At 55.4% G+C, this 21,592-nt stretch carries 18 protein-coding genes and 1 tRNA gene; 9 read left to right on the top strand and 10 right to left on the bottom strand.

The annotated features are described in order from the left end of the window. Positions 1 to 67: 67 nt before the first annotated feature. Both ACR0C6_RS12355 and ACR0C6_RS12350 read right to left on the bottom strand, forming a co-directional pair. Positions 68 to 2,008 (bottom strand): type I secretion protein, encoded by a 1,941-nt coding sequence (locus ACR0C6_RS12355; protein WP_480619518.1) that lies wholly within the window; start codon positions 2,006 to 2,008, stop codon positions 68 to 70. 131 nt (positions 2,009 to 2,139) lie between these two features. Further along, a complete protein-coding gene (locus ACR0C6_RS12350; protein WP_480619516.1) occupies positions 2,140 to 4,422 on the bottom strand; it encodes a hypothetical protein in 2,283 nt (760 codons plus the stop codon). 763 nt (positions 4,423 to 5,185) lie between these two features. Here ACR0C6_RS12350 and ACR0C6_RS12345 point away from each other — a divergent pair. Continuing rightward, complete coding sequence (locus ACR0C6_RS12345) at positions 5,186 to 5,776, top strand: helix-turn-helix transcriptional regulator (protein WP_480447583.1); 591 nt, start codon at positions 5,186 to 5,188, stop codon at positions 5,774 to 5,776. After that, positions 5,769 to 6,266, top strand: a complete 498-nt coding sequence (locus tag ACR0C6_RS12340) for a hypothetical protein (protein WP_254443952.1) — start codon at positions 5,769 to 5,771, stop codon at positions 6,264 to 6,266. The genes ACR0C6_RS12345 and ACR0C6_RS12340 overlap by 8 nt, the downstream gene beginning before the upstream one ends. A gap of 970 nt (positions 6,267 to 7,236) precedes the next feature. On the opposite strand, the gene ACR0C6_RS12335 is transcribed toward ACR0C6_RS12340, so the two are convergent. Genes ACR0C6_RS12335 through ACR0C6_RS12310 form a run of 6 tightly spaced genes read right to left on the bottom strand, consistent with a single transcriptional unit; the run spans position 7,237 to position 12,436 of the window. Continuing rightward, positions 7,237 to 8,175, bottom strand: a complete 939-nt coding sequence (locus ACR0C6_RS12335; protein WP_480619514.1) for an HAD-IIA family hydrolase — start codon at positions 8,173 to 8,175, stop codon at positions 7,237 to 7,239. Continuing rightward, a complete protein-coding gene (gene phnE, locus ACR0C6_RS12330) occupies positions 8,139 to 8,954 on the bottom strand; it encodes a phosphonate ABC transporter, permease protein PhnE (RefSeq protein ID WP_480619512.1) in 816 nt (271 codons plus the stop codon). Before phnE (ACR0C6_RS12330) ends, ACR0C6_RS12335 begins: the two co-directional genes overlap by 37 nt. After that, positions 8,954 to 9,769 carry a phosphonate ABC transporter, permease protein PhnE gene (gene phnE, locus ACR0C6_RS12325; RefSeq protein ID WP_171229691.1) on the bottom strand — a complete coding sequence of 272 codons (816 nt, stop codon included), beginning with the start codon at positions 9,767 to 9,769 and terminating at the stop codon, positions 8,954 to 8,956. Before phnE (ACR0C6_RS12325) ends, phnE (ACR0C6_RS12330) begins: the two co-directional genes overlap by 1 nt. Beyond that, positions 9,766 to 10,560, bottom strand: coding sequence for a phosphonate ABC transporter ATP-binding protein (phnC, locus tag ACR0C6_RS12320; RefSeq protein WP_171229690.1), 795 nt, complete (start codon positions 10,558 to 10,560; stop codon positions 9,766 to 9,768). The genes phnE (ACR0C6_RS12325) and phnC overlap by 4 nt, the downstream gene beginning before the upstream one ends. A 60-nt stretch (positions 10,561 to 10,620) precedes the next feature. Further along, entirely contained in the window at positions 10,621 to 11,595 is a 975-nt protein-coding gene (gene phnD, locus ACR0C6_RS12315) for a phosphate/phosphite/phosphonate ABC transporter substrate-binding protein (protein WP_171172652.1), read from the bottom strand. Positions 11,596 to 11,653: 58 nt separating this feature from the next. After that, positions 11,654 to 12,436: a DeoR/GlpR family DNA-binding transcription regulator gene (locus ACR0C6_RS12310; RefSeq protein WP_480619510.1), complete on the bottom strand. Its 783-nt coding sequence runs from the start codon at positions 12,434 to 12,436 to the stop codon at positions 11,654 to 11,656. Between the two features lie 271 nt (positions 12,437 to 12,707). Between ACR0C6_RS12310 and ACR0C6_RS12305 the strand changes: the two genes are divergently transcribed. Genes ACR0C6_RS12305 through ACR0C6_RS12285 form a run of 5 tightly spaced genes read left to right on the top strand, consistent with a single transcriptional unit; the run spans position 12,708 to position 18,107 of the window. Then, complete coding sequence (locus ACR0C6_RS12305; RefSeq protein WP_480619508.1) at positions 12,708 to 13,172, top strand: NUDIX hydrolase; 465 nt, start codon at positions 12,708 to 12,710, stop codon at positions 13,170 to 13,172. A gap of 58 nt (positions 13,173 to 13,230) precedes the next feature. Continuing rightward, positions 13,231 to 14,256, top strand: coding sequence for an ABC transporter substrate-binding protein (locus ACR0C6_RS12300; protein WP_480447579.1), 1,026 nt, complete (start codon positions 13,231 to 13,233; stop codon positions 14,254 to 14,256). Then, positions 14,257 to 16,473, top strand: coding sequence for an ABC transporter permease (locus tag ACR0C6_RS12295; protein ID WP_480447578.1), 2,217 nt, complete (start codon positions 14,257 to 14,259; stop codon positions 16,471 to 16,473). Next, a complete protein-coding gene (locus tag ACR0C6_RS12290; RefSeq protein ID WP_480619506.1) occupies positions 16,470 to 17,540 on the top strand; it encodes an ABC transporter ATP-binding protein in 1,071 nt (356 codons plus the stop codon). The genes ACR0C6_RS12295 and ACR0C6_RS12290 overlap by 4 nt, the downstream gene beginning before the upstream one ends. Further along, positions 17,541 to 18,107, top strand: a complete 567-nt coding sequence (locus ACR0C6_RS12285; protein WP_480447575.1) for a histidine phosphatase family protein — start codon at positions 17,541 to 17,543, stop codon at positions 18,105 to 18,107. 3 nt (positions 18,108 to 18,110) lie between these two features. Here the strand turns inward: ACR0C6_RS12285 and ACR0C6_RS12280 are convergent, their stop codons facing one another. Both ACR0C6_RS12280 and ACR0C6_RS12275 read right to left on the bottom strand, forming a co-directional pair. Beyond that, positions 18,111 to 18,902: an inositol monophosphatase family protein gene (locus tag ACR0C6_RS12280; RefSeq protein ID WP_480447574.1), complete on the bottom strand. Its 792-nt coding sequence runs from the start codon at positions 18,900 to 18,902 to the stop codon at positions 18,111 to 18,113. Positions 18,903 to 19,251: 349 nt separating this feature from the next. Then, positions 19,252 to 19,337: transfer RNA gene (locus ACR0C6_RS12275), tRNA-Leu, on the bottom strand. A 386-nt stretch (positions 19,338 to 19,723) separates the two neighbouring features. Here ACR0C6_RS12275 and ACR0C6_RS12270 point away from each other — a divergent pair. Next, positions 19,724 to 20,650: an MBL fold metallo-hydrolase gene (locus ACR0C6_RS12270; RefSeq protein WP_480619504.1), complete on the top strand. Its 927-nt coding sequence runs from the start codon at positions 19,724 to 19,726 to the stop codon at positions 20,648 to 20,650. Then, entirely contained in the window at positions 20,647 to 21,591 is a 945-nt protein-coding gene (locus ACR0C6_RS12265; protein WP_480619502.1) for an MBL fold metallo-hydrolase, read from the top strand. The genes ACR0C6_RS12270 and ACR0C6_RS12265 overlap by 4 nt, the downstream gene beginning before the upstream one ends. Position 21,592: the final 1 nt, after the last annotated feature.

Below are 21,592 nucleotides of genomic sequence, written 5' to 3'. Positions count from 1 at the left end.
GGACGGCGCGACGAAAAAACAATCGACATATACAAACCTTCTGGTCACTCGATAAAAACTTGGGGGGTCAGGCCAGCATGGATTGCAGGCCGTCATCTGGTGTCGTTGTGTCAGTGGATTGTGCGTCCAGTGCCAGGGCCGCATCCGGTTGCGGCACAGACATGTCCGCCATGATTGCGGCGATCGCCTCGTTGGTCATATCTGTGATTTCCTGGTTGTCCGGTACGTCAATCAGGCTGGCCTGATGAAGCAGCAGGTCAGAATAAGATCCGTCAGCGGCCATGACCGTCGAATCCACACCCATTTTGGTCAGATTGACGGAATTCAAAAGGGCGTTGCTGCCTGCGACGACATCGGTATCGGCGGCACTGGGACCGGACAGGTCAATTTGATCCTGATCCAGCATCATGGTGACCTGTTCAACGATGTTCACCTGCAACAAGTCTCCGTCGATCTTGAGCACACGCAACTGCTCCATCCCTGCGAACAAGGGATCGTTGAGCAGCGCATTCTCCAACGCATCCATATCCGTTTGATCAAGCGCCATGGCGTCGGACAGGTTCTGCTGCAAATCCTGATGTGTATCGGCGCCTACCGTTTTGACCGACGCGTCATTCATGATCACGTTTTCATCATCTCCGGCCATTGCACCGGGCATACCGCCGCTGATGATATCGTCATCCATCAGGGCGTTGGTCTGGTACAACATGTCCACGGAGATCATATTCCCGTCGATCATGATAAGGTCGTAAAAACTGCCCAGCTGCACGATGTCGGTGACATTGAACATTTCGTTGTCGCCCAGCGCGTACAAGGTCGATGCGGCCGAAATCTCGGTCTGTATGTTGTCAATATCCGTGGCGTCGATAACTTGCTTGACGAAGTTGGCCACAACCAGATCACCGTGGACCCAATCCACAACGATAAAGTCAGGCTGTCCTGTTGTTCCGGCGCCATTGTCCAGCCAGGGGGCATTTCGGCCTTCGACTTCAATCTTCGAGGACTGGATCACATTGGTGCCGCTGCCCGTTCCCGGCGCCCCCACATCCCAATCTGACACAAGCGCAACCTGGCTGATGGCGGTCAGGCTGATCGCCTGCCCTCCGACGGCGATATAGGGGGCATCAACCCAACCTACAGATGCCGAGACAGCATTGATCGCAAGGTTCCCGCCGGTCACGACCAGGTGTCCGTCGTCAAAGTCAGGATCTTTCGACTGATCCCACTCGGCCGGAAGCATGGCCTCGGCCTCATCCTCTCCGGCTTCATCCGGCTGATGGAACGCAGGCAGGATGTCCGTCCATACCGGAGCGTCGTCAACGTACTTGCCGTTCACGATCACCCCCAACGCATCATTGCCATGAAACTGATGTATCGTGACCCCATCGATATTCGCGTTTACCGGGGCCGACATCTGTTGGGCCAGCGCCTCGAGCATTTCGGTCGACTTGTAATCCGCGAGCGAAAGCGAAGGGGCTGCCATGGCATGAAGCGACAGCGCCATGTCCATCATCTCTTCGCCCTGGGCGATCAGCGCCTCGGTATCGCGAAAGTCCCCTTCCCCCACCGTATCGTTGTCGCGCATGACCACCTTTTGCACGGTGAACGTCATTGCCGAACCCAGTGGCACCGTATCCGGTCGCAGAATAATCAGTTCCGGTGCAGAAGACGGGCCGGATATGCTGTCTGGGACAAATCGCGTGGATTCCGCGCTGTCACCATTGAGGATGATGACCGACTCATGCACCGGCCCGACAGGAGCCTTCGGCAACGGAAGTTCTGGTTGAGAGGGAAGAAAATTGAATGGCAGGGCTTTGTATTCGCCCGACGGGATATCCAGATCAGCTTTGATGTTGATCGAGGTAGGCTCATCAAGCCCGTCTATTTCGGCTTTACGCCTCAGGGCGCTGAATTCCTCGTACTGATCCCTCAGGCGGGCTTGTTCTATCGTAAGCTCAAAAGTTCCAACAAAATGCGCTATCGTTTCCGTAATACCGTCAAGTGCCATGTCGGTTATCCTTTTTGCCCGCGGCGGCTCGTAATTTCCGCTTTGGGTTCAGTTGGGCCGGGGCCGCGTTTTGCGGCCCCGGCATTTTCGAAAGGTAGCAAGGCCCGAAAATGCGAGCCCCGCCTTTTGACTTAAACGTCCGTGTCGTCGCTGGCGTGGGACATGTTCATCGAACCACCCACCATGGTCGTATCGACCGTGTTGCCCAGGACGTTGGCGCCCATGATGATCGACTGGTTGAACGCAGACGTATCAACGACAGCTGCCGCCGATGCATAGGACTCGCCGGTCACGATGCCATCGCCACCATTGTTCGCACCCCAGGCACCACCATTGCCGCCGGCACCACCGTCACCTGAATAGGCGCCGCCACCGTTACCACCGGTGATCATGCCACCCATGGTATCGCCTGACGTTGCAGTGCCCATCGAAGCTCCGCTGGTTCCACCGTTCGCGGCGGATGCGCCACCGGCACCACCGTTGCCCGAGTCAGCCGCACCAGCTGCGTCGCCCGACCCAGTCGATGTGGCATCATTGTCGGAACTGCCTTCGCCGCCGTATCCGGCAATTGCTTCGGCCAAGCTGTCAGCCGCACCGTTTGTGTCGGCGTCTCCGAAGATGTCGGCAGCTCCGCCGTTGCCTGCGGTATTGGCCGCGTCGGCAGACCCGGCTCCGTTGCCGGTAGACGAAGAGGTCGGCGTTGTGCTACCGCCCGCGCCGCCGTCACCGTCGGCAGCCGATGTTCCGGTACCGGCCGCATCCGCCGCGCCATCCGCTGCGTTCGACCCGCCGTCACCACCGCTTCCGTCGGTGTCCTGCGAGTTGCTGGCCGCGCCGTTCACGTCGCCCGGGCTCTGGTCGATATCCGGCCCGCTTGCCGACTGATCGCCAACACCCTGAGCATCGGAATCCGCGTCAGCGGTCCCGCCGGAGCCGTCGCCGCCCGAGCCGTCGCCACCTGAACCGTCACCGGCCGTGCCGTCGCCACCGGTGCCGTCACCGCCGGTTCCGTCGCCGCCTTCGCCCGCTTCGGCGTCAATCATGCCCAGTTCTTCCTGCAGAGCCATGATTGCAGCTTCGACCATCGCGCCGAATCCACCTTCGCCGTCCCCGCCGGTACCGTCGCCACCGGTGCCGTCACCGCCAGTGCCGTCACCGCCGGATCCGTCACCACCGGTTCCAGTTCCGCCAGAGCCGTCAGCCGAGCTGTCCGCGCCGCTGTCAGCAGAGCCGTCCGCAGTGTTGTCACCCGCCGTGGCGTCATTCGCATCGGTGTTGCTGTCGCTTGTGTTCGAAGCCGAACCATCTGCCGCAGCATTACCATCGCCACCGTCCGCGCCGGACGCGTCCGCAGCGTTGTCCGCCGTTCCGGTCCCGGTTCCTGTCGAGTCGGAATCGCTGTCGCCGCCGTTTGCGTTACCGGCTGCGTTCGAACCGGACAGACCAAGGCCCAGACCCAGACCAAACGAATCCGCGCTGCCGCCGGCCCCACCGGTTCCGCTGCCATCGGCACTTGTGCTGCCATCATTGTCGGACGAGGCTGAGCCATCTGCGGCACCGCCATCTCCACCGGCGCTGTCACCGTCGGATCCTGCGCCTGCCATACCAACACCATTGCTGGCATTGCTTGCGTCACCGGTCGATCCGCCCTGGCCAGCGCTGGAATCGGCATCCGCACTGCCGGTATCGCCACCGTCAGCCCACGCGTGGCTGCCCAAGGTTGATGAATCGGCCGCGCCACCGTAACTGGTTCCACCGTCGCCCGATTTTCCACCGCCGGCATCCGAGCTAATACCTTCAGCCGCAGTTGCCGTGCCACCATTGGCATCACCATTCTGGTAGAAGTCAGCGTTGTTGGATACGGACGGTGAATCAAGCGTGTCGTCGTCGCTCAGGCTGGCGACTTGGCTGTTCACGGATGACATTGCCGTTCCGGCGCCGTCCATCGAGATATCCAGATTCATGTCATCGCCTGGATCATAGGTCAGATCGCGACCAGCAGTGATCACGTCACCCACTGTCGCCGAGTCGCCAAGATCCAGATCAACCTGATCATCGTCGCGCGGAATCCACTCACCGCCGCCGAAATCGATATTGATTGAGTTGCTGTTGGAGTTGTCGTTGGTGTTGTCGCCGGCATTAAGCGTTTGGTCTTGATCCTGACCCTGGTCCTGATCCTGACCTTGGTCCTGATCCTGACCCTGGTCTTGATCCTGACCTTGGTCCTGACCCTGATCCTGACCCTGTTCGTTGGCGTTCTCTACATTCTGGTCCTGCTGCTGTTGCTGCGCAGTCACATCAGCTTCGACAAGAGCCTCATCAACCTGAATTTCAACATCCACCGGAGCATCCAGGTTTTCGACAACGATTTCGTCAACGGTCGTTACGTTTGTATTATTAACATTGCGTCTCATAACAAATTCCCATTTCTGGAACGCCTGACCGCCATTCATCTACAAAGCGGCAACGGGCGTAATTGAAACTAAAATTCCCGCACAGCGTTCAAGCACGCTGAATGCGGTTCACGGTAGTTTACCTGAGGCCACCTCCTTTCCCGGCTAAGCCGAATACGCGGCCGTTCACAATCGATGCTGAAATGCGCAAGGAACGGGCGCGGCAGGGACAGATACTTTCACAATTAAAGCCCGACCATGTTCGCAGCGACGCACGCTTGCGACTAGCTAACTGAAAGTTCTGATGAGGATAAGCTATTGTTTTTTATTTTTATTTTGAGAATATTGCGGAACTTTCGCCGGGCTGGAACAAAAAGTTCTAAATTAAGAAAGCAATAAAAAATAATGCAATTGTTTCCACTGGTTACACAATGCCACACCGAAAAACCTAAACAATAGTTCTATATCAAAGGCACTTGAACTATACCGTCTGGTTGTAGAAAATCACGTTTTCAGCTATAGTAAACCTCACGTAATTCTTTGATTAGTTAACTACTTTTACACCGGTAATTCCATTTCGATAAAGCCATTTCCGGTTAACCCCGTTTTGTGAGGGAATATAATGAGTGAGTCTTTGAACAATGAATCTGGCAATCAAAGTTTTTATTCAGAAGATTTTTCAATTGTCTTCCTCGGGAAAGAACTATTCTATTCAAATCAAACCCTAAGAAGCGTTCAAACCGAATTTGGTGTCCGCGCTTTTCGCTTCGAAACACTCGAGGCGATGCGTACAAGTGTTCCGGACAGCGGCAAGATCGTCGTCGTGGATCAGATGTTGATCGAAGACCTGTTGGCGCGCCCAGGCGCATACACCAAAAGTGCAGGTTCCGGCTGTCTTGCCTTCGCCTACCGCAAAGAGGAATCGGCCCGGCACCTGTTCGAAGGCTGGAACCGCGCGCAGTTTGGCGATGTCGGCTTTCTGCCGATGAACGTGGCACCGGACGCGTGGCGCGCCATCCTCAGACTGCTGATGCACGAGGAACTTTATCTTCCCAGCTTTCTGGCTGACTGTGTTTCACCCCCCTGTCAGCGCGCGCCCGAGAGACCACGGCAACGGGAAGCCATTACATCCAACGGCGCGGATCGGCACGCACAGTACTCTAAGCTGACACGCCGCGAAAAACAGGTTCTGAAACTGGTCTCAGAAGGCAAAAGCAACAAATTGATTGCGGCCAAGCTGGGCATCACGGAACACACGGTCAAGCTGCACATGCATAACGTTGTCGGAAAGATCGGTGTCAGCAACCGGACGGCGGCTGCTCATTTCTATTTCGAGGTTGCGCCTCATGAGGCGCAGCAGACCGCCCTTGACTGATCGCTTTGAAGCCCGGTTCGACCGCCTGATCCTTTTGGTCGGCAGGCTGAACTACATGTGGACAAACACCGAGAGCCTGCTGATCCATCTGATCGCCGGCCTGACTGGAACGTCCAAGGACGTGGCCGTAATCATCTTTCTGACTTTGAACACTACCCGCGCGCGAATAGATCTGGTTGAAAGACTTGCAAAAATGGAAGGGCGCCCTGCCCGGGTTCGCGATCCGATCCTTGAACATACGCAAAGGCTGGCCAAGCTTTCTGGCATCCGCAACAAGTACAACCATTGCATCTATTCTTTCGACCCTGAAAGCGGAAACCCGAAAACGATCCTTATGCGGATCGCTGACCGCAAAACCGACATAAAACTCGGCCGCGAAGATACCGTGGACGACAACGCGCTGCTCCAGATCGAAGCAGTCGTTGATCAGCTGTCAGCCGCGAACAGGGACATTTGGAAACTGATCCGACAATTGGGGTTTCCGGTTTAAGCATAGTCGCACAGCAGAGTTTTATGGGGCTTCGCAGCACCCGCGCGTTCTGCCACGCACGCATAAGTCACGGCATTTTCTTATTCTTTTTGGTGCGGGCGGTGAGCACCATGTGGCTAGTACACTATGCTATATTTAATCTCTAACACATTAATACTATTATTAAATTAATCCGGCACCTGCAGCACACTGCAACAGAATTTGGGAAAGCACCGCGCCGCAAGCGTGGGGCAGTTAAAGCAAGAGACGTAAACCGACTATCAGCAGCGCAGGCAATAAATGCCGCGCCTTGTATCGTTGTTCAATGCGGTGGCGGGTTCTTTCTCAAGAAGTCGCAGAACGGCAGTCGCTGGTTCTATCGGTTCTAAGACAACCGCAAGCGCCAGCATGGGGGATTGGATATTTCCCTGACATGTCCCTGTTTGATGCGCGCACAGAACGAAAAAATGGTCCTCTAATTCGGAACGCGACGACGATCCGATTGCGGAACTTGAACTCCGGCGTCTTGATGCAGAAAACAACCCGAACGACCCGACATTTGAGGACATGGCGCTCATCGCGTTTGATCGGTTCAAGAAACGGCTGCGCGGCGACGGTGCGCGCGGTCGCTGGTTCGGGGACTTGATTCGATAAGATAGACGGCGACTTGTGAACGGTCCCGAAAGAACCCCTAAAAAGCTAATAGAAAAAGTACAGTATTTCCTTAACCCGCCGTGGACTGAGGCCGTGAACCTGGTTGAGATATCCTGCGAATTGCGGGCAAAGCGGCCGATACGTCAGTTTGTTGGGATGTGTGATAACAGTCCAATCCAGACATGAGTTCAGAGTTCTGTGGTTGCGGAGGAGTTTTCCAAAGCCGCCGCTCACACGTGGCACTGCATGTATATGGTCGGCAAGTTTGCCACGCAAAATCAGCCGACACACGAGTAAGCGTTAACAAGAAAACGCATCTAAGGGTAACGCCCTGGAATCAAGGCCGGCTTACGACAAAGTCAGGGACTATCCCTGCCTTTATGATCGCTGCTTCAGCATCATGCCCTGCGAAGAAACCGTATCCCGAGATGAGGGCGGAAGCTATGCCTGCTTCTCGTGCGCCCAGTATGTCGGTGTGCAGGCTGTCGCCCACCATCAGAACCCGGGACTTGTCGATGTGCCCGAGACATTGGAAAGCAAGATCAAAAATATTGGCGAAAGGCTTTCCAAAGAACTGAGGGGCGACGCCTGTCCGGTCTGCCAGCCGGTGCGCGTAAAGACCGGGTTCCTTGGAAAAACCGTACTCGCGCGGAGCGACAATGTCAGGGTTGCCGACCAATACCGGGCGGGGACGCTCTTGCAAAGTGGCCTCCAACATGGCTTGTCGCGCTTCAGTCCAAACCGCTGACCCGATCAACAAGAACCCGTCGACGGTTTCGTAGGGCTTCGGGTCATCCTCCAGATAGGACAGTTTCAGCCCCTCCAGATCGCGAAGGCCGGCACTGGGGGCCGCCATCAATCCCCAATGCAAATCACTTTGGCCGTTCAGTTCAGACAACAACGTGGCCCGGCTGGTGATCACGTCTTGTGGTGCAAAATCGTAACCAAGCCTGTTGTACTTCTCCATAAGAGTTGCGTGGGGAAACCCGGCGGCATTCGACACGACCAGAACACGTTTGCCGGCGGCTGTCAGCGACCTGACCCGATCTGGCGTATCCGGGATTGCCGTATCACCAATATTGAGAACCCCGAAAGCATCGAGGAGGAACACGTCAAACTCATGAGCTATGTCCTCCAGCGTATCCGCCTGGCGATAACTCAATTCGGTAGATCTGGTTTGCGGCAGGCGATGTCGTACAGCCTCGTAGGCGTCAAAAGCATCTTGCACAGAGAAACCGGTCAAATGATGGCTCCTCGTACCTTCGCCGAAACCCATTCGCTGATCATAACCGCGACGAGAATGACAATCAGGATCAGGCTGACTTGTGGCCAAGCCAGAACGTTGAGCGAAGCCGACAATTGCAACCCGATACCTCCGGCTCCAACCAGCCCGAGCACCGTGGATTCGCGGATGTTGATATCCCAACGGAAAACAGCAATGCCTGCAAACGCGGGCAGGATTTGCGGTACGATCCCATAGGCCATGACCTGCCAGCGTGAAGCACCGGTTGCCGTTATTGCTTCGACCTGCGTATGATCAATTTCCTCAATCGCTTCGTAAAGAAGCTTTGCGCAAAACCCGATTGAACGAATGGCGATTGCTATGACACCGGCGAACACTCCGGGACCAATAATCGCGATCAGAAGAAGCGCCCAGATCAACGAGTTGATGGACCGAGTCGAGACAATGACCAACAGGGCAATCGGCCGGATGAACAAGGCCGATGGCGTGGTGTTGCGGGCCGCCAAAAAGGCGACGGGCACTGCCACGCACAGGGCGATGATTGTTCCCAAGGTGGCAATGTTCAGCGTGTCCCAAATCGGGCGGCCCAGTTGGGTGATGTACTCCCATTTGGGAGGCGTCGCCCGGGTCCAGATATCATTGGCGATCCGGGGCGCGTCCCAGACGAAAAACCAAGTGGTCGATTCCGAAATCAGCTGCCAGCAGTAAACAAAGATCGCCACGCCCAACAGCCAGCCGAACCAACGAACCAAGCTCTGACCTGTTGTCCGGCGACGCCAGATTTGCGCATCGTCGCGTTCAAGTATCGGCATTACTGAACCCTCGCTCGAATAATTCCCGAAAGGTATTCCAGAGCCATCACGATGCCGATAATCAGAATGAGAATGGCCGCCGCGGTGTCGTATTCATAGCGGTCGAATGCGGTGTTCAAAGTCGCACCAATTCCACCAGCCCCGACAAGCCCGAGGATCGCGCTTTCCCGGAAGTTGATGTCGATCCGATACATGGAAAGGCCCACAAGTCGCGGCATCACTTGCGGCTGGACACCATAGTTGATCCATTGTGGCCAACGCGCTCCAGAGGCCTTGATCGCCTCGGCCTGAACTTTGTCCATGGCTTCGATATCTTCGGCCAGAAGTTTCGAGAGAAACCCGATGGTGGCGAAGGAAAGCGTCAGAAATCCGGCCAACGGGCCAAAGCCGAAGATCGCCACAAGCAATATGGCAACGATGATCTCTTGCAATGCCCGGCTTATCGCAACAATGCCTCGGCAAATCATGTAGATTGGCAATGGCGCGATATTGCGTGCAGCCCCCAGCCCGATCGGGATCGATATCAGGATGCCCACGACCGACGCGGCCACGGTCATCACGATACTTTCCAGAAGGCCGCTCCAAATATCTGACCACCGTGAAATGAAGTCTGGGCTGGTGAATGCAAGAACAAACGCCCAACCGCGATTCAGCCCTTCATAGACACGGCCCCAATCGACTTCGATGGTCATAAAAGCTGCGATCAGGTAGGCGAAAAATCCAAGGAGCAATGCCCAGCGGAGCACTGGGTTCTTGACAAAGGCAGGCTTACGCCAGCCTTTCCCCAACATGTCGTCCAGTTCTCGATGGCTCATTCTGCGGCCTCGACATCTTCATCTTCGTCCACTTTTTCGATGGTTGCCTCCCAGTCCTCTTCCCCATAGATTTCGGTCAGCTTCTCAGGGGTAAGGCCGGTGGGAAGCCCATCATACACGATTTCGCCAAATCGGAGTCCCACAACGCGGGGAACAAACATCTGAGCGAGCGCCACATCATGGATATTGATGATGGCTGCCAATCCGCGTTCCTGACATAACTCGGTGATTAGCCGCATGATTTGACGGCTGGTTTTGGGGTCCAGCGACGCGGTTGGCTCATCAACCAGCAACAGTTTCGGGTTTTGAATCAAGGCGCGGCAGATGCCCACCCTTTGGCGTTGACCCCCCGACAGTTCATCCGCCCGCTTATCAGCCATGTGCAACAGCCCCACCCGATCAAGCAGGCGGAAGGCTTCGTCCACATCAGACTGCGGATACCGTCGCAGGAAACTGCGCCAGAATCCCACGTATCCCAGCCTGCCGGACAATACGTTTTCCATCACCGTGAGGCGTTCAACCAAAGCATATTCCTGAAAGATCATGCCCATTTGGCGGCGTGCTTTCCGCAGCGCACCCGAGCCGAGTTTGGTCACGTCAACGTCATCCAGAAGGACACCGCCGCTTGTCGGTTCAACCAACCGGTTGACACAGCGGATCATGGTTGATTTGCCCGCGCCCGAGGGCCCGATCAACGCCAGAACCTGTCCTTTTGGAACCTCAAGATCAATCGCCTTCAGGGCCTGATCTCCGGTCTTGTATGTTTTCGTCAGCTTTTGAAGACGCAGCATGAAATGCCCCAGATTAGGGTGAACAGCGGGCCCTTTCAGGCCCGCCGGATGAGCCAAAAATTACTGGCAGGCGTAAGAGACGCCATTTGCCGCGTCAATTTTGCGAATAACGTCCCAGAATTCCTGATAGGTCATCTCGAGGAATTGGCCTTCGTTTGATTTTGAGAACTCAGCTTCAAGTGTCGTCCCCTCCCAATCGAAATTGAAGAAGGCATTGCGGATCTTTTCCTGCAGCTCGGGTGTCAGGTTGTAGACGGTGCCAAACCCCGTGGTCGGGAAGGTCTGCGACTTGTAGATCGTAACGACATCATCTTCCTTGATCACATCGCGCGAGATCATCCGGGATTTTACCGAGTTCGCGATCGATGCCGCCAGGTAATCCTTGTTGGCGACACCCAGGATCGAGTTGTCGTGCTTGCCCGAGTAGACAGGTTCGAAATCGCGTTCGGGCAGAAGATCAAAATCGCTTTTCAGGATCGCCGAGGGCGCTTTGAATCCCGAGTTCGATGTAGGCGATGTGAAAGCCAGTTGCTTCCCCTTGATGTCTTCGACCTTTTCGATGCCCGAACCCGGATAGGTGATGATCTCCATCTCGTAACCAAAATTTCCGTCCTTCGAAGCCATGATCGTGAACGGACGGAACCCGGCGCAGTTTACCGCCAGTGGGTTGGAACCGGTGTTGAAACCTGCAATATGCAAACGCCCCGAACGCATCGCCTCGATCTGGGCCGCGTTGTTTTGAACAGGGAAAAAGACGACGTCCTTGCCAGTTTCCGCTTTCAAATGGTCAAGAAAATCTGACCACGCGGTTTTGTATACGGCGGGATCTTCAACCGGCGTATAGGCAAAAATCAAAGTGTCTGGATCTATCTGCTCGGAAGGATCCGTGGGGATATCCGCGATCAAATCCCCGTCGGCATCACAAAAACGCTCGTCCAAGTCACCGCGTGGACAATCCTGCGCCGACGCCGTTCCACTTATCGACATGAGCGCGATTGCAGATGCCCCAAGCAATAGTTTGATATCGATCTTCATGTTTTCCTCCCAGTCAAGTGCGGTGCTTTTTATCCGCCGTTAATCAGTCATTTCATATCTACCCGGCGACGAGAACGTCGACCCGGGCGCCTTCAATGGCGTTATGCAATTCTCCTGTTGGTTTTTTGTCGGTGATTATTGAATCCAGGTCGTCAAGGCCCCCCACTTGAGACAGGCCTTTCCGGCCGAATTTCCCGGAATCAACAAGAAGGTGCCGTTTCTGGGCGCGCGACAGCATTGCCCTCTTTATTGCCGCAAAGCCGCGCACCGTTTCTGAAGGGCCATCGGGCGAAAACCCCGAGGAACCGATCATGCACCTGTCGACGTTGAAACGGGACAGAAACTCCAGCGTCTCGGTTCCGATCGTTGCAGACTCAGTTGCCAAGTATTCCCCCGGGCATAACAGCACTTGTGCAGCCCCATGGCCAAGGGTCATGGCTACGGGAATGGAATTGGTGATTACGGTGCAAGATGTGCCAATATAAGCCAGTGCACGTGCCATTTCGATTGTGGTCGAGCCGGAATCGATCATGACCGTTTCACCGCTCTGGATCAGTTCTGCCGCTGTGGCACCTATGCGTTCGCGCTCCTCAACCTGTGCGTTTGTTCGTTCATCCAGACCCGGATAGTGCCCTTGCGCGGCGGCCGATGCCCCCCCGTGTGCCCGCGCGATCAAGCCATCATTCGACAGAGCATCGAAATCTCTGCGTACCGTCTCGGTGGAGACGTTGAACCGCTGCGCCAGTTCGTTGATGCGAACATGCGGGCGCAGCTTCAGTTCCAGCAATATCTGCTGGCGCCGGTCGGATTTCTTTACCCGGCTGTGGTTCTTTTCAGACATTTTGCCGCGCGTTTTAGTTTTGGACATCCGACGACCCGACTAGGTTTCGAAACCCACTTTTGTGGGCTTTCGGTCATAATGCAATATTTTTTGTTGCATAACCCTCGGAAGGTTGTGAGAATTCGAGCGAACACAAGTATTTCGAAGCGCAAAGCAAAGATGCACAGGCTGATCAAATTCAGAATACGAGCCAAGGCAAAGCGTTGACCGGCCAACTTGCCAACAAGACAGCTTCCTTTTGGTTCTTGATCGTGTGGCATTGAGAGGCGGCATGGGCGACAGCGAAACGGCAGATCAGATTGCGGCGCTTCCGATGCGCTGGGACAAGACTGGCAAGTTGCGCGTTCTTATGGTCACTTCGCGAGATACCGGCCGGTGGGTTATCCCGAAGGGCTGGCTAATGGACGGCAAAAAACCATGGCAAGCTGCTGAAATCGAAGCGCAAGAAGAAGCAGGCGCCGTCGGCACCATATCGAAACGGCCAATCGGTCATTTTTTCTATGATAAACGATACGAGGGGCGAAGCAGCGTTCGCTGCCGCGTCACCCTTTATCCGATGGTCGTGGAAAAGCTGAAGCGACGCTGGAAGGAAAAAGGTGAACGCACGCGTCACTGGTTTTCACCGGCAAAGGCCGCAAAGTTGGTTCAAGAAAGCGACCTGTCAGATTTACTGAACAATCTGACAGACAATCCAGAAGTCAAAACTGTCATAAAGAAACTTCGACAGGCTGCATGAGGAAGGGCATGAAAGAACCGGGAAACCCGGACGCATCAAGCTCAAAGGGAGGAAGAAAATGAGGAAATTGATATCCACCACGGTTGGATCGGTGATCGCCCTGGCTGCGTCACTGTCGGCGGCACAGGCCGACAAGCTGACACTTTATTGCTCGGCGCAAGAAGACTGGTGCCAACTGATGGCGCGCAGCTTTGAAGATGCAACGGGCATCGACGTCAACATGACCCGGAAGTCGTCAGGGGAGACCTTTGCACAAATACGCGCCGAAAGCTCGAACCCGAAAGGAGACGTTTGGTGGGGCGGTACGGGTGATCCGCATTTGCAGGCCGCCGAAGAGGGCCTGACGATGGAATACATTTCGCCGATGCGCGACCAGCTTCATGATTGGGCGATATCCCAGGCAGAAAGCGCCGGCAACAGAACGATCGGCATCTATTCGGGCGCACTCGGCTACGGCTACAATTCCGATCTTATCGCTGCAAACAACCTGCCCGAACCGGCCTGTTGGAAAGACCTGCTGAAGCCCGAATACAAGGGCCACGTTCAGATGGCGAATCCGAACTCATCAGGTACGGCGTATACCACGCTGGCGTCGATGGTTCAGATCTTTGGCGAGGATGAAGGCTTTGAGTTCATGAAGGGCCTGCATTCGAACATCAACCAATACACCAAGTCCGGGTCCGCGCCGATCAAGGCCGCCGGTCGAGGTGAGAACACCATTGGTATCGTCTTCATGCATGACGCCGTGAAGCAGGCCGTTTCAGGATTCCCGATTATGGTCGTCGCGCCATGCGAGGGCACGGGATACGAAATCGGCTCGATGTCGATTATTGAAGGGGCACGCAACGAAGAAGAGGCGAAAAAGTTCTATGACTGGGCGCTGTCTCCAGAAGCTCAGAATCTTGCTCTTCAGGTCAACGCGTTTCAGGTACCGTCGAACAAGAACGCAAAAACTTCGGAGAGCGCGCCAGACATGAGTCAGATCAAGCTGATTGATTATGACTTCAAAAAGTATGGGTCCTCGGACGAACGGAAGCGTCTGTTGCAGAAATGGGACGAAGAGGTTTCGACTCTGCCGCAGTAAATGACTGACCAGACTTCAAAAACGACCCATCCGGTCCTGATCTTCTGGATCACGGCCGGGTGGGTCGGATTCTGCCTGTTACCTTGGTACATGGTCGACGGTGGCCTTTGGTCGTTCGAGTGGCTTTTGGACGGCTATCCATTCGATGAGGGTTACGCCCCCGCTGCGTTTCTGATTGGGCAGGGTGAAAAACTTTGGCTCGCGCCGCTTGTGATCGCGCTGGCCCTGCCGCTTCTGGTGTTGAAGCGCACCAAATCTGATCCAGTTTACGCCCGCATATTGATCTTGTCAGGGGCGCTTGGCTTTGGCTGGCTGATCGCTCAGGGGTTCAGCATTGGCATCAGAGGTTTCAACTTTCATTGGTTGGAGGCGATGTTTGGCGAACTTGGCGACCGTCAGTTCGGCATGGGTTATGGCGCGATGATATGCGCCTCGAGCTTTCTGTTCCTGCTTACTCAGGGGATCGCGGCAAGGGGTGCCATTAACGGTGACGTCTTTGTCGTAAGCGCCATCGGGGGCGTTATTACAATTGTCACCGCGTTTGTCTTTTTTCCCATCGCGAAGATGCTTTTCGCTGCCTTCATCACCGAAGACGGCGCGTATTCCATCGCGGTCTTCTTCTCGAAGTTTTTCGATGATCGACTGTGGGGTCTGGGGTGTTTTCAGGGCGCGCGTTGTGGCGCAGCCTGGAATTCACTGTTCCTTGCCATCCTCGTTGGCGTCATCACCACGGTTCTTGGTCTTTGCTTTGCACTTGTCGTGACGCGCTCAGGCTTTCGCTACAAGCGCGCGCTGCGGGCTCTGACCGTTCTGCCAATAATCACCCCGCCATTCGTGATCGGCCTGGCGCTGATCCTGCTTTTTGGCCTGTCCGGCTCTGTCACCCGGTTCGTTGCCGAACTGTTCGGCACGCAACCGACACGCTGGCTTTACGGAATGCCGGGCATCCTGATCGCGCAGACACTCGCGTTTACGCCAATTGCGTTTCTTGTTCTGATCGGTGTGGTTGAAGGTGTCTCTCCGTCGATGGAAGAAGCGGCGCAAACGCTCCGCGCCAGCAGATGGCAGACATTCAAGACAGTTTCTCTGCCTTTGATGCGGCCGGGTCTTGCGAATGCATTTCTTCTCGGCTTCATCGAAAGCATGGCCGATTTCGGAAATCCGCTTGTATTGGGCGGGAATTTCGACGTGCTTTCGACCGAGATATTCTTTGCCATCGTCGGCGCTCAGTACGATCAGGGCAGGGCTGCGGTTCTGGCCATGGTGCTTCTGTTCTTTACTCTTTCCGCCTTTTACGCGCAGCGTGTCTGGCTGGGGAAGAAAAGCTATACAACCGTCACCGGCAAAGGGGATGCCGGCGTTCATCCACTGATGCCCACTGGCCTTTCTGTTCCGGTACTGCTCATCGCCCTGGGTTGGGCGCTGTTCACAATTGTTGTCTACGCGATGATCATTTACGGCAGTGTTGTCGAGCTGTGGGGCGTCGATAACTCGCTGACGATCAAACACTATATCACTGCATTCTCGGTCCGCTTCGAAGAAGAGGGTATTCGCTGGACCGGGGCAGCTTGGGACAGTTTCTGGACCACCATAACCATCGCGGCCATTGCTGCGCCATTGACTGCCGCCGTTGGCCTGGTGACCGCCTATCTGCTGACAAGACAAAGTTTTGCAGGCAAGAACGCTTTCGAATTTGGAACAATGCTGTCCTTCGCCATCCCCGGGACAGTGATCGGCGTCAGCTACATCCTGGCCTTCAACGTTCCGCCGATTGAAATCACGGGTACGGGTGTCATTCTCGTTGTCAGCTTCATCTTCCGCAATATGCCGGTCGGCGTTCGTGCGGGGATCGCGAGCATGTCGCAGCTTGACCGCAGCCTTGATGAATCCTCGCTGACCCTTGGTGCAAACTCGTGGCAGACGTTCCGAAATATCATTCTGCCGCTGTTGCGCCCTGCGATACTTGCCGCGCTTGTATACAGCTTTGTGCGCGCCATGACGGCGATCTCGGCCGTCATCTTTCTGGTCAGCGCAGAATATGACATGGCGACCAGCTACATCATCGGTCGGGTCGAGAACAACGACTATGGCCTTGCGATCGCCTATTCGACGACGCTGATCTTCGTGATGCTCGCGGCGGTCGGCTTATTGCAACTTCTCGTCGGTCGGGTCCAGATTGGCCGACGCACGCAGCACGCAACGGAGACATCGCCATGACCGACACCAAAATCGGTTCCAAGGCCGCCCCGGTACGCTTTGAGAACGTGTCGAAAGTGTTCGGCAAGGATGTCGTTGCCGTCGACAACATCAACCTGAACGTCGAGGCGGGAAAGCTCGTCACACTGCTTGGCCCGTCAGGCTGTGGGAAAACAACGACTCTGCGCATGATTGCCGGGTTGGAAATGGCAAGCTCGGGCAAGATCCTGATCGGAGATCGGGACGTGACCAAGTTGCCTGCCACCGACCGCGACGTATCCATGGTGTTCCAGTCATACGCGCTTTTCCCTCACATGAGCGTGCTGGAAAACGTGATGTATGGCCTCACATTCTCGGGCTTTGCAAAGGATGAAGCCCGCAGCCGCGCTCTGAATGGATTGGAACTGGTTGGCCTTCAGGGGTTCGACAGCCGTCTTCCCTCTGAACTGTCAGGGGGTCAACAACAGCGTGTTGCAGTCGCCCGCGCGCTGGTTCTTGAGCCGCAGGTTCTGCTGTTCGACGAGCCGCTGTCCAACCTCGATGCCAAGCTTCGCCGTCAGGTGCGAGAGGATATTCGGGCAATCCAGCAAGATCTTGGTTTGACAGTTGTCTACGTTACCCACGATCAGGAGGAGGCACTGGCGGTCTCGGATGAGATTGTTGTCATGCGCAATGCAGCAATCGCCCAAATGGGCACCCCACGCCAGCTTTACGACGCCCCGAACGACCGATTTGTCGCTGATTTCATAGGCGAGGCAAACCTTTTGGAGTGCCAAATCGTCGAAATCAATGGCGACGCGGCAACGATAGAAATAGAAGGCTACCGCCACACACTACCACGTCGCGGATTGTCCGAAGGACCTGCAACCATCGCCGTGCGACCCTCACGTCTGGTCATCGGTTCAGACCAAGGCATCCCAGCCACGGTGGCCAAGGCGACCTATGTTGGCGTTCGGATGGAATATACGCTGACCGGTGAATTCGGTCAGGTTTTTGTCGTACACGATGACGTCGATGCGCCGCTTGATCCCGGCACCGAAATCAAAATGGGCTTTGCTGACAAAGGCCCCGTTCTTTTGCCGGATTAAATGCCGAAACTCATTATCATCTCGCACCCCGAGGTCTCTGTCGACCCGGCCGTCCCGATAACTGAGTGGGGCTTGAATGCTGTGGGCCGCAAACGCGCTAATGAATTTGCATCCAGTGAAGTCTTGTCCAACGTGACGCAGATCTGGACCAGTGGCGAGCGGAAGGCCCGCGAAACAGCTGAGATTCTTGCTGCACCACGAGCGCTACCCGTGAATTGCAACTTGGGCCTTGGTGAGAACGACCGCAGCGCAACCGGTTACTTGCCTCGGGACGATTTCGAGGCCGCAGCCGATGCTTTCTTTGCTCAGCCGGATAGGAGCTATCGTGGTTGGGAAACAGCTGTCGAGGCGCAGAGACGCATTCATCGCGCAGTAACAGAGATAATCCAGACGCATCATGCCGGGGATCTTGCAATCGCGACCCACGGGGCAGTAGGTACATTGCTTTGGTGCGCACTTTCGGATTGTTTGATAGACCGCAAGTATGACCAGCCCTCACAAGGCCATTTCTGGCAGGCTGATCTAGCGACACTCAAACCTGATTCAGGTTGGGTCTCTTTTACTTAGACGTTAAGCGCTCCAAGCGTTTTCTGCGATCTCACGCAACGTCTCGAACACATCTGGCGTGCCTGCGATCACGCGCCCGCCGTCTCGGATCATCGCATCGGCGTTCTGATCCTCGACAACACCGCCCGCTTCCGCGACCAGCAATTGCCCAGCCAGACAATCCCAAGCATTCATGTGTTCCTCGACGTAACCCAAAAGGCGTCCGGCAGCGACGTAGGCCAACGAAAGCGCTCCACTGGCATTTCTGTGAAACATCGCCCCGTGCTCGATCAGGTTCTCGATCACGGGTAAAACATGACGGCTTTCAATCCGGTTCGAGTATCCTACTGCCACAGTTCCGTCGCGCAACGGCACTCCTGAAGCGACGCGTATCGGTGATCTGTTAAGTGTCGCTGATTCTCCGCGCGTTGCGACAAATGTTTCATCCACGTTTGGATCATGGATCACGCCAATCTCCGTTTGGCCGTTGGTGACACCAGCCAGAACAATGGTCCATGCTGGAATACCGTTCACGAAATTCGTGGTTCCATCAATTGGATCAATAACCCAGTCAAAGCCACTCTCTCCCGCTACCGCGCCATGTTCTTCACCGTAAACGCCATCTTTGGGCCAAGTTTCCGCGATCTTTTGACGAATGAAAGTCTCAACGCTCCTGTCCGCCTCGCTAACCCAGTCCTGAGCGCCTTTTTGATCAACGACAAGATTGACCCGATCTGCAAAGAACTTTTTGGCCACTACCCCAGCCTGCTTGCAGATTTCGGTGGCAAAGTCTGTGCGTTCTGAAAGTCGGGACATAGGAGCTCCTTTTTCGGTTGGAGAGGCCCAGCAACACTGTAGGCCAAGCGAAGACCAGGCTCCAGACTGATCGAGTTTCAGAGCCTGTGGGGTCCTCCCTGGAAAATTAGTGAATGGTCTACACGCCATTTCGATCGGATCAATCGTTCTTGTGCACAGAGAAAGACAGCAAATGGATGATTCACCAGGGCACAGGCGTCAATCTGGCGAAGGTTGCTGAACTGGAAAGTCTAATCGAAGAAAAGGCCGCCCGATTGGCAAGCATACCTCACCAAGTGTGGGGCAGAATGTGGGGCACGAAAGGTGCCATATTTTTATTTGTTTTTTTAAAAACGCTTATACGGTTTTTTGGTGCGGGCGGTGGGACTCGAACCCACACGGGCATACGCCCTTCAGATTTTAAGTCTGATATGTCTACCATTCCATCACGCCCGCACGGCGCAGCCCCTGGGGCCGTGCAATTTCCTTACAAGCACAGCGGGATGAGAACAATGCGCTTTGACGCAGATGGGCCGGGATTTTTCGGTGGAAAGCTGCGTCTGCCGTCGCCGTCGTTCAGCGGCTGGGCCTCTCCCCTGTTTCGAGGTCACGTAACAATCGCCTTTCCGACATCATCTCTTCCTCGGCAAACCATCATGGCGCGGATTGCGCTGCACGTTCACTTTGCGCATGACCTTGGTATCGTCTCCATTTACCACCGCTGAAAACCGATCTTCGCCCAATTACAAAGAAGACCCGACCGGTTTTTCAGCGTCGTGGAATGATCCTTTGTTGGTACTTCCATCGTTTACAAATAAAAATATTCATTTTAATGATTGCGTATGAATGGAATTTCTTTGTCCCGACGCAGCTTCCTGTTCAATGCCACGTGTCTTGCGGCACTTGGAGCTCAAGCCAGGATCGTGCAAGCAGAGCTGCGGCTCGGTCCTTCAGCCCGAATTACGACCGTGTCAGACGGATACCTGTCATTGCCACCTGATGTTGTTTTCGGAGCCATGCCCAAAGAGGAGGTCGAGCAATTTCTGACCCGCACTCAAGCGGACGCGACCAAGTACGAGCCAGAGTGCAACGTCACGCTTTATCGAGATGATGAAAACACCGTGCTGTTCGATGCTGGAGCGGGGCCGGACTTCATGCCCACATCGGGCAATCTGATGGAAACTTTTGAAGCAATCGGCTTGTCGCCCGAAAGTGTCACGCATGTGGTTTTCACCCACGCGCACCCGGATCATATCTGGGGTGTTCTGGATGATTTCGACGACCTGCTTTTCCCTAATGCGACGCACCTCATTGGACGCAAAGAATGGGATTATTGGTGGAACCCCTCAACGGTGGACACGATAGGTGAAGATCGCACCGCGTTCGCGGCCGGTGCAAAACGGCGATTGGAAGCAATCGAGGATCAGGTCGCGTTCTTCGAGGATGGTCAAGAGATACTTCCGGGCATTGCGGCACGGGCAAGCTTTGGGCACACGCCCGGTCACATGGCTTTTGAGCTTCGAAATGGGAATGAGTCCGTGATGGTCGTCGGCGACGCGCTGGGAAATCCGCACGTGGCCTTTGAGCACCCCGATTGGCACAGTGGAACGGATCAGGATCCCCAGGTCGCCGCAGCTGCGCGTTACTCACTTCTGGATCAGGTTTCCGAAGAAAAAAAGAGAATAATTGGCTTCCACTTATCGAACGGTGGAATTGGCCGCGTCGAAAAGACCGACTCGGCCTACAGATTCATTGGAGAGGCGTCATGATACGATCATTCGGGATTGCGGTTGCTTTAGTCACACCAGCTTGGGCAAGCGAGGATATTGCAGACCAGTATCCGCAAAGCGTTCTGTATTCCAAGCCGGTCGAATTCATCCCTAGCGTCTATTCCGCCATTGGCGCAACCGCTCCGCCGACCTACGAAAACTCTGGTCACAACAACAACCTGAGCTTCATCGTGACCGGTGAGGGCGTGGTCGTTGTCAACGGCGGTGCCGCCTATGTCCTTGCCGAGGCGCTTCACAAGGAAATTCAGGCGATTACGGATCAGCCGGTCACGCTTGTCTTCAACGAGAACGGTCAGGGGCACGCGATGCTTGGCAATGCCTACTGGTCGGAAATCGGGGTTCCGATCGTCGCCCATTCGGATGCAGCTGCCGAGTTCGAGGAGTATGGCCCTCAGATTCTGGAGGGAATGAAACGATACAATCAGGACAAGGCAGAGGGCACGTTTCTGGCAGGCCCAACCGAGACATTCGATGATGAATACGTGATAGAGATGGGCGACTTCCGGATCGAGGCCAAATACCTCGGACCGGCCCACAGCCCCGGCGATATCTCGATCTGGCTGCCGAACCAAGGCCTTGTCATCGCGGGTGACATGGCGTTCCACGAGCGCATGCTGCCGATCTTTCAAGAGACCTATACCGCGGATTGGCTGGAAACCTGGGACAACGAGTTCGAGGCTTTGAATGCCACGTATGTCATTCCCGGGCACGGTCATCCCACGAATATGGATCAGGTGCGCCGCTATACACGCGATTACCTGGTGTACCTGCGAACCAGGATTCAAGAACATATGGATGCAGGCGGCGATCTGACCGAAGCCTACTATGTCGATCAGTCCCCCTATGCCCATCTGGACACGTACGAGGAACTGGCAACCAAGAATGCCGGGCGCGTTTTCGAACATATGGAGTTCGAGTAAG

Source organism: Ruegeria sp. AL12, assembly GCF_056540885.1.
This window is presented reverse-complemented; position numbering and strand designations above follow the sequence as displayed.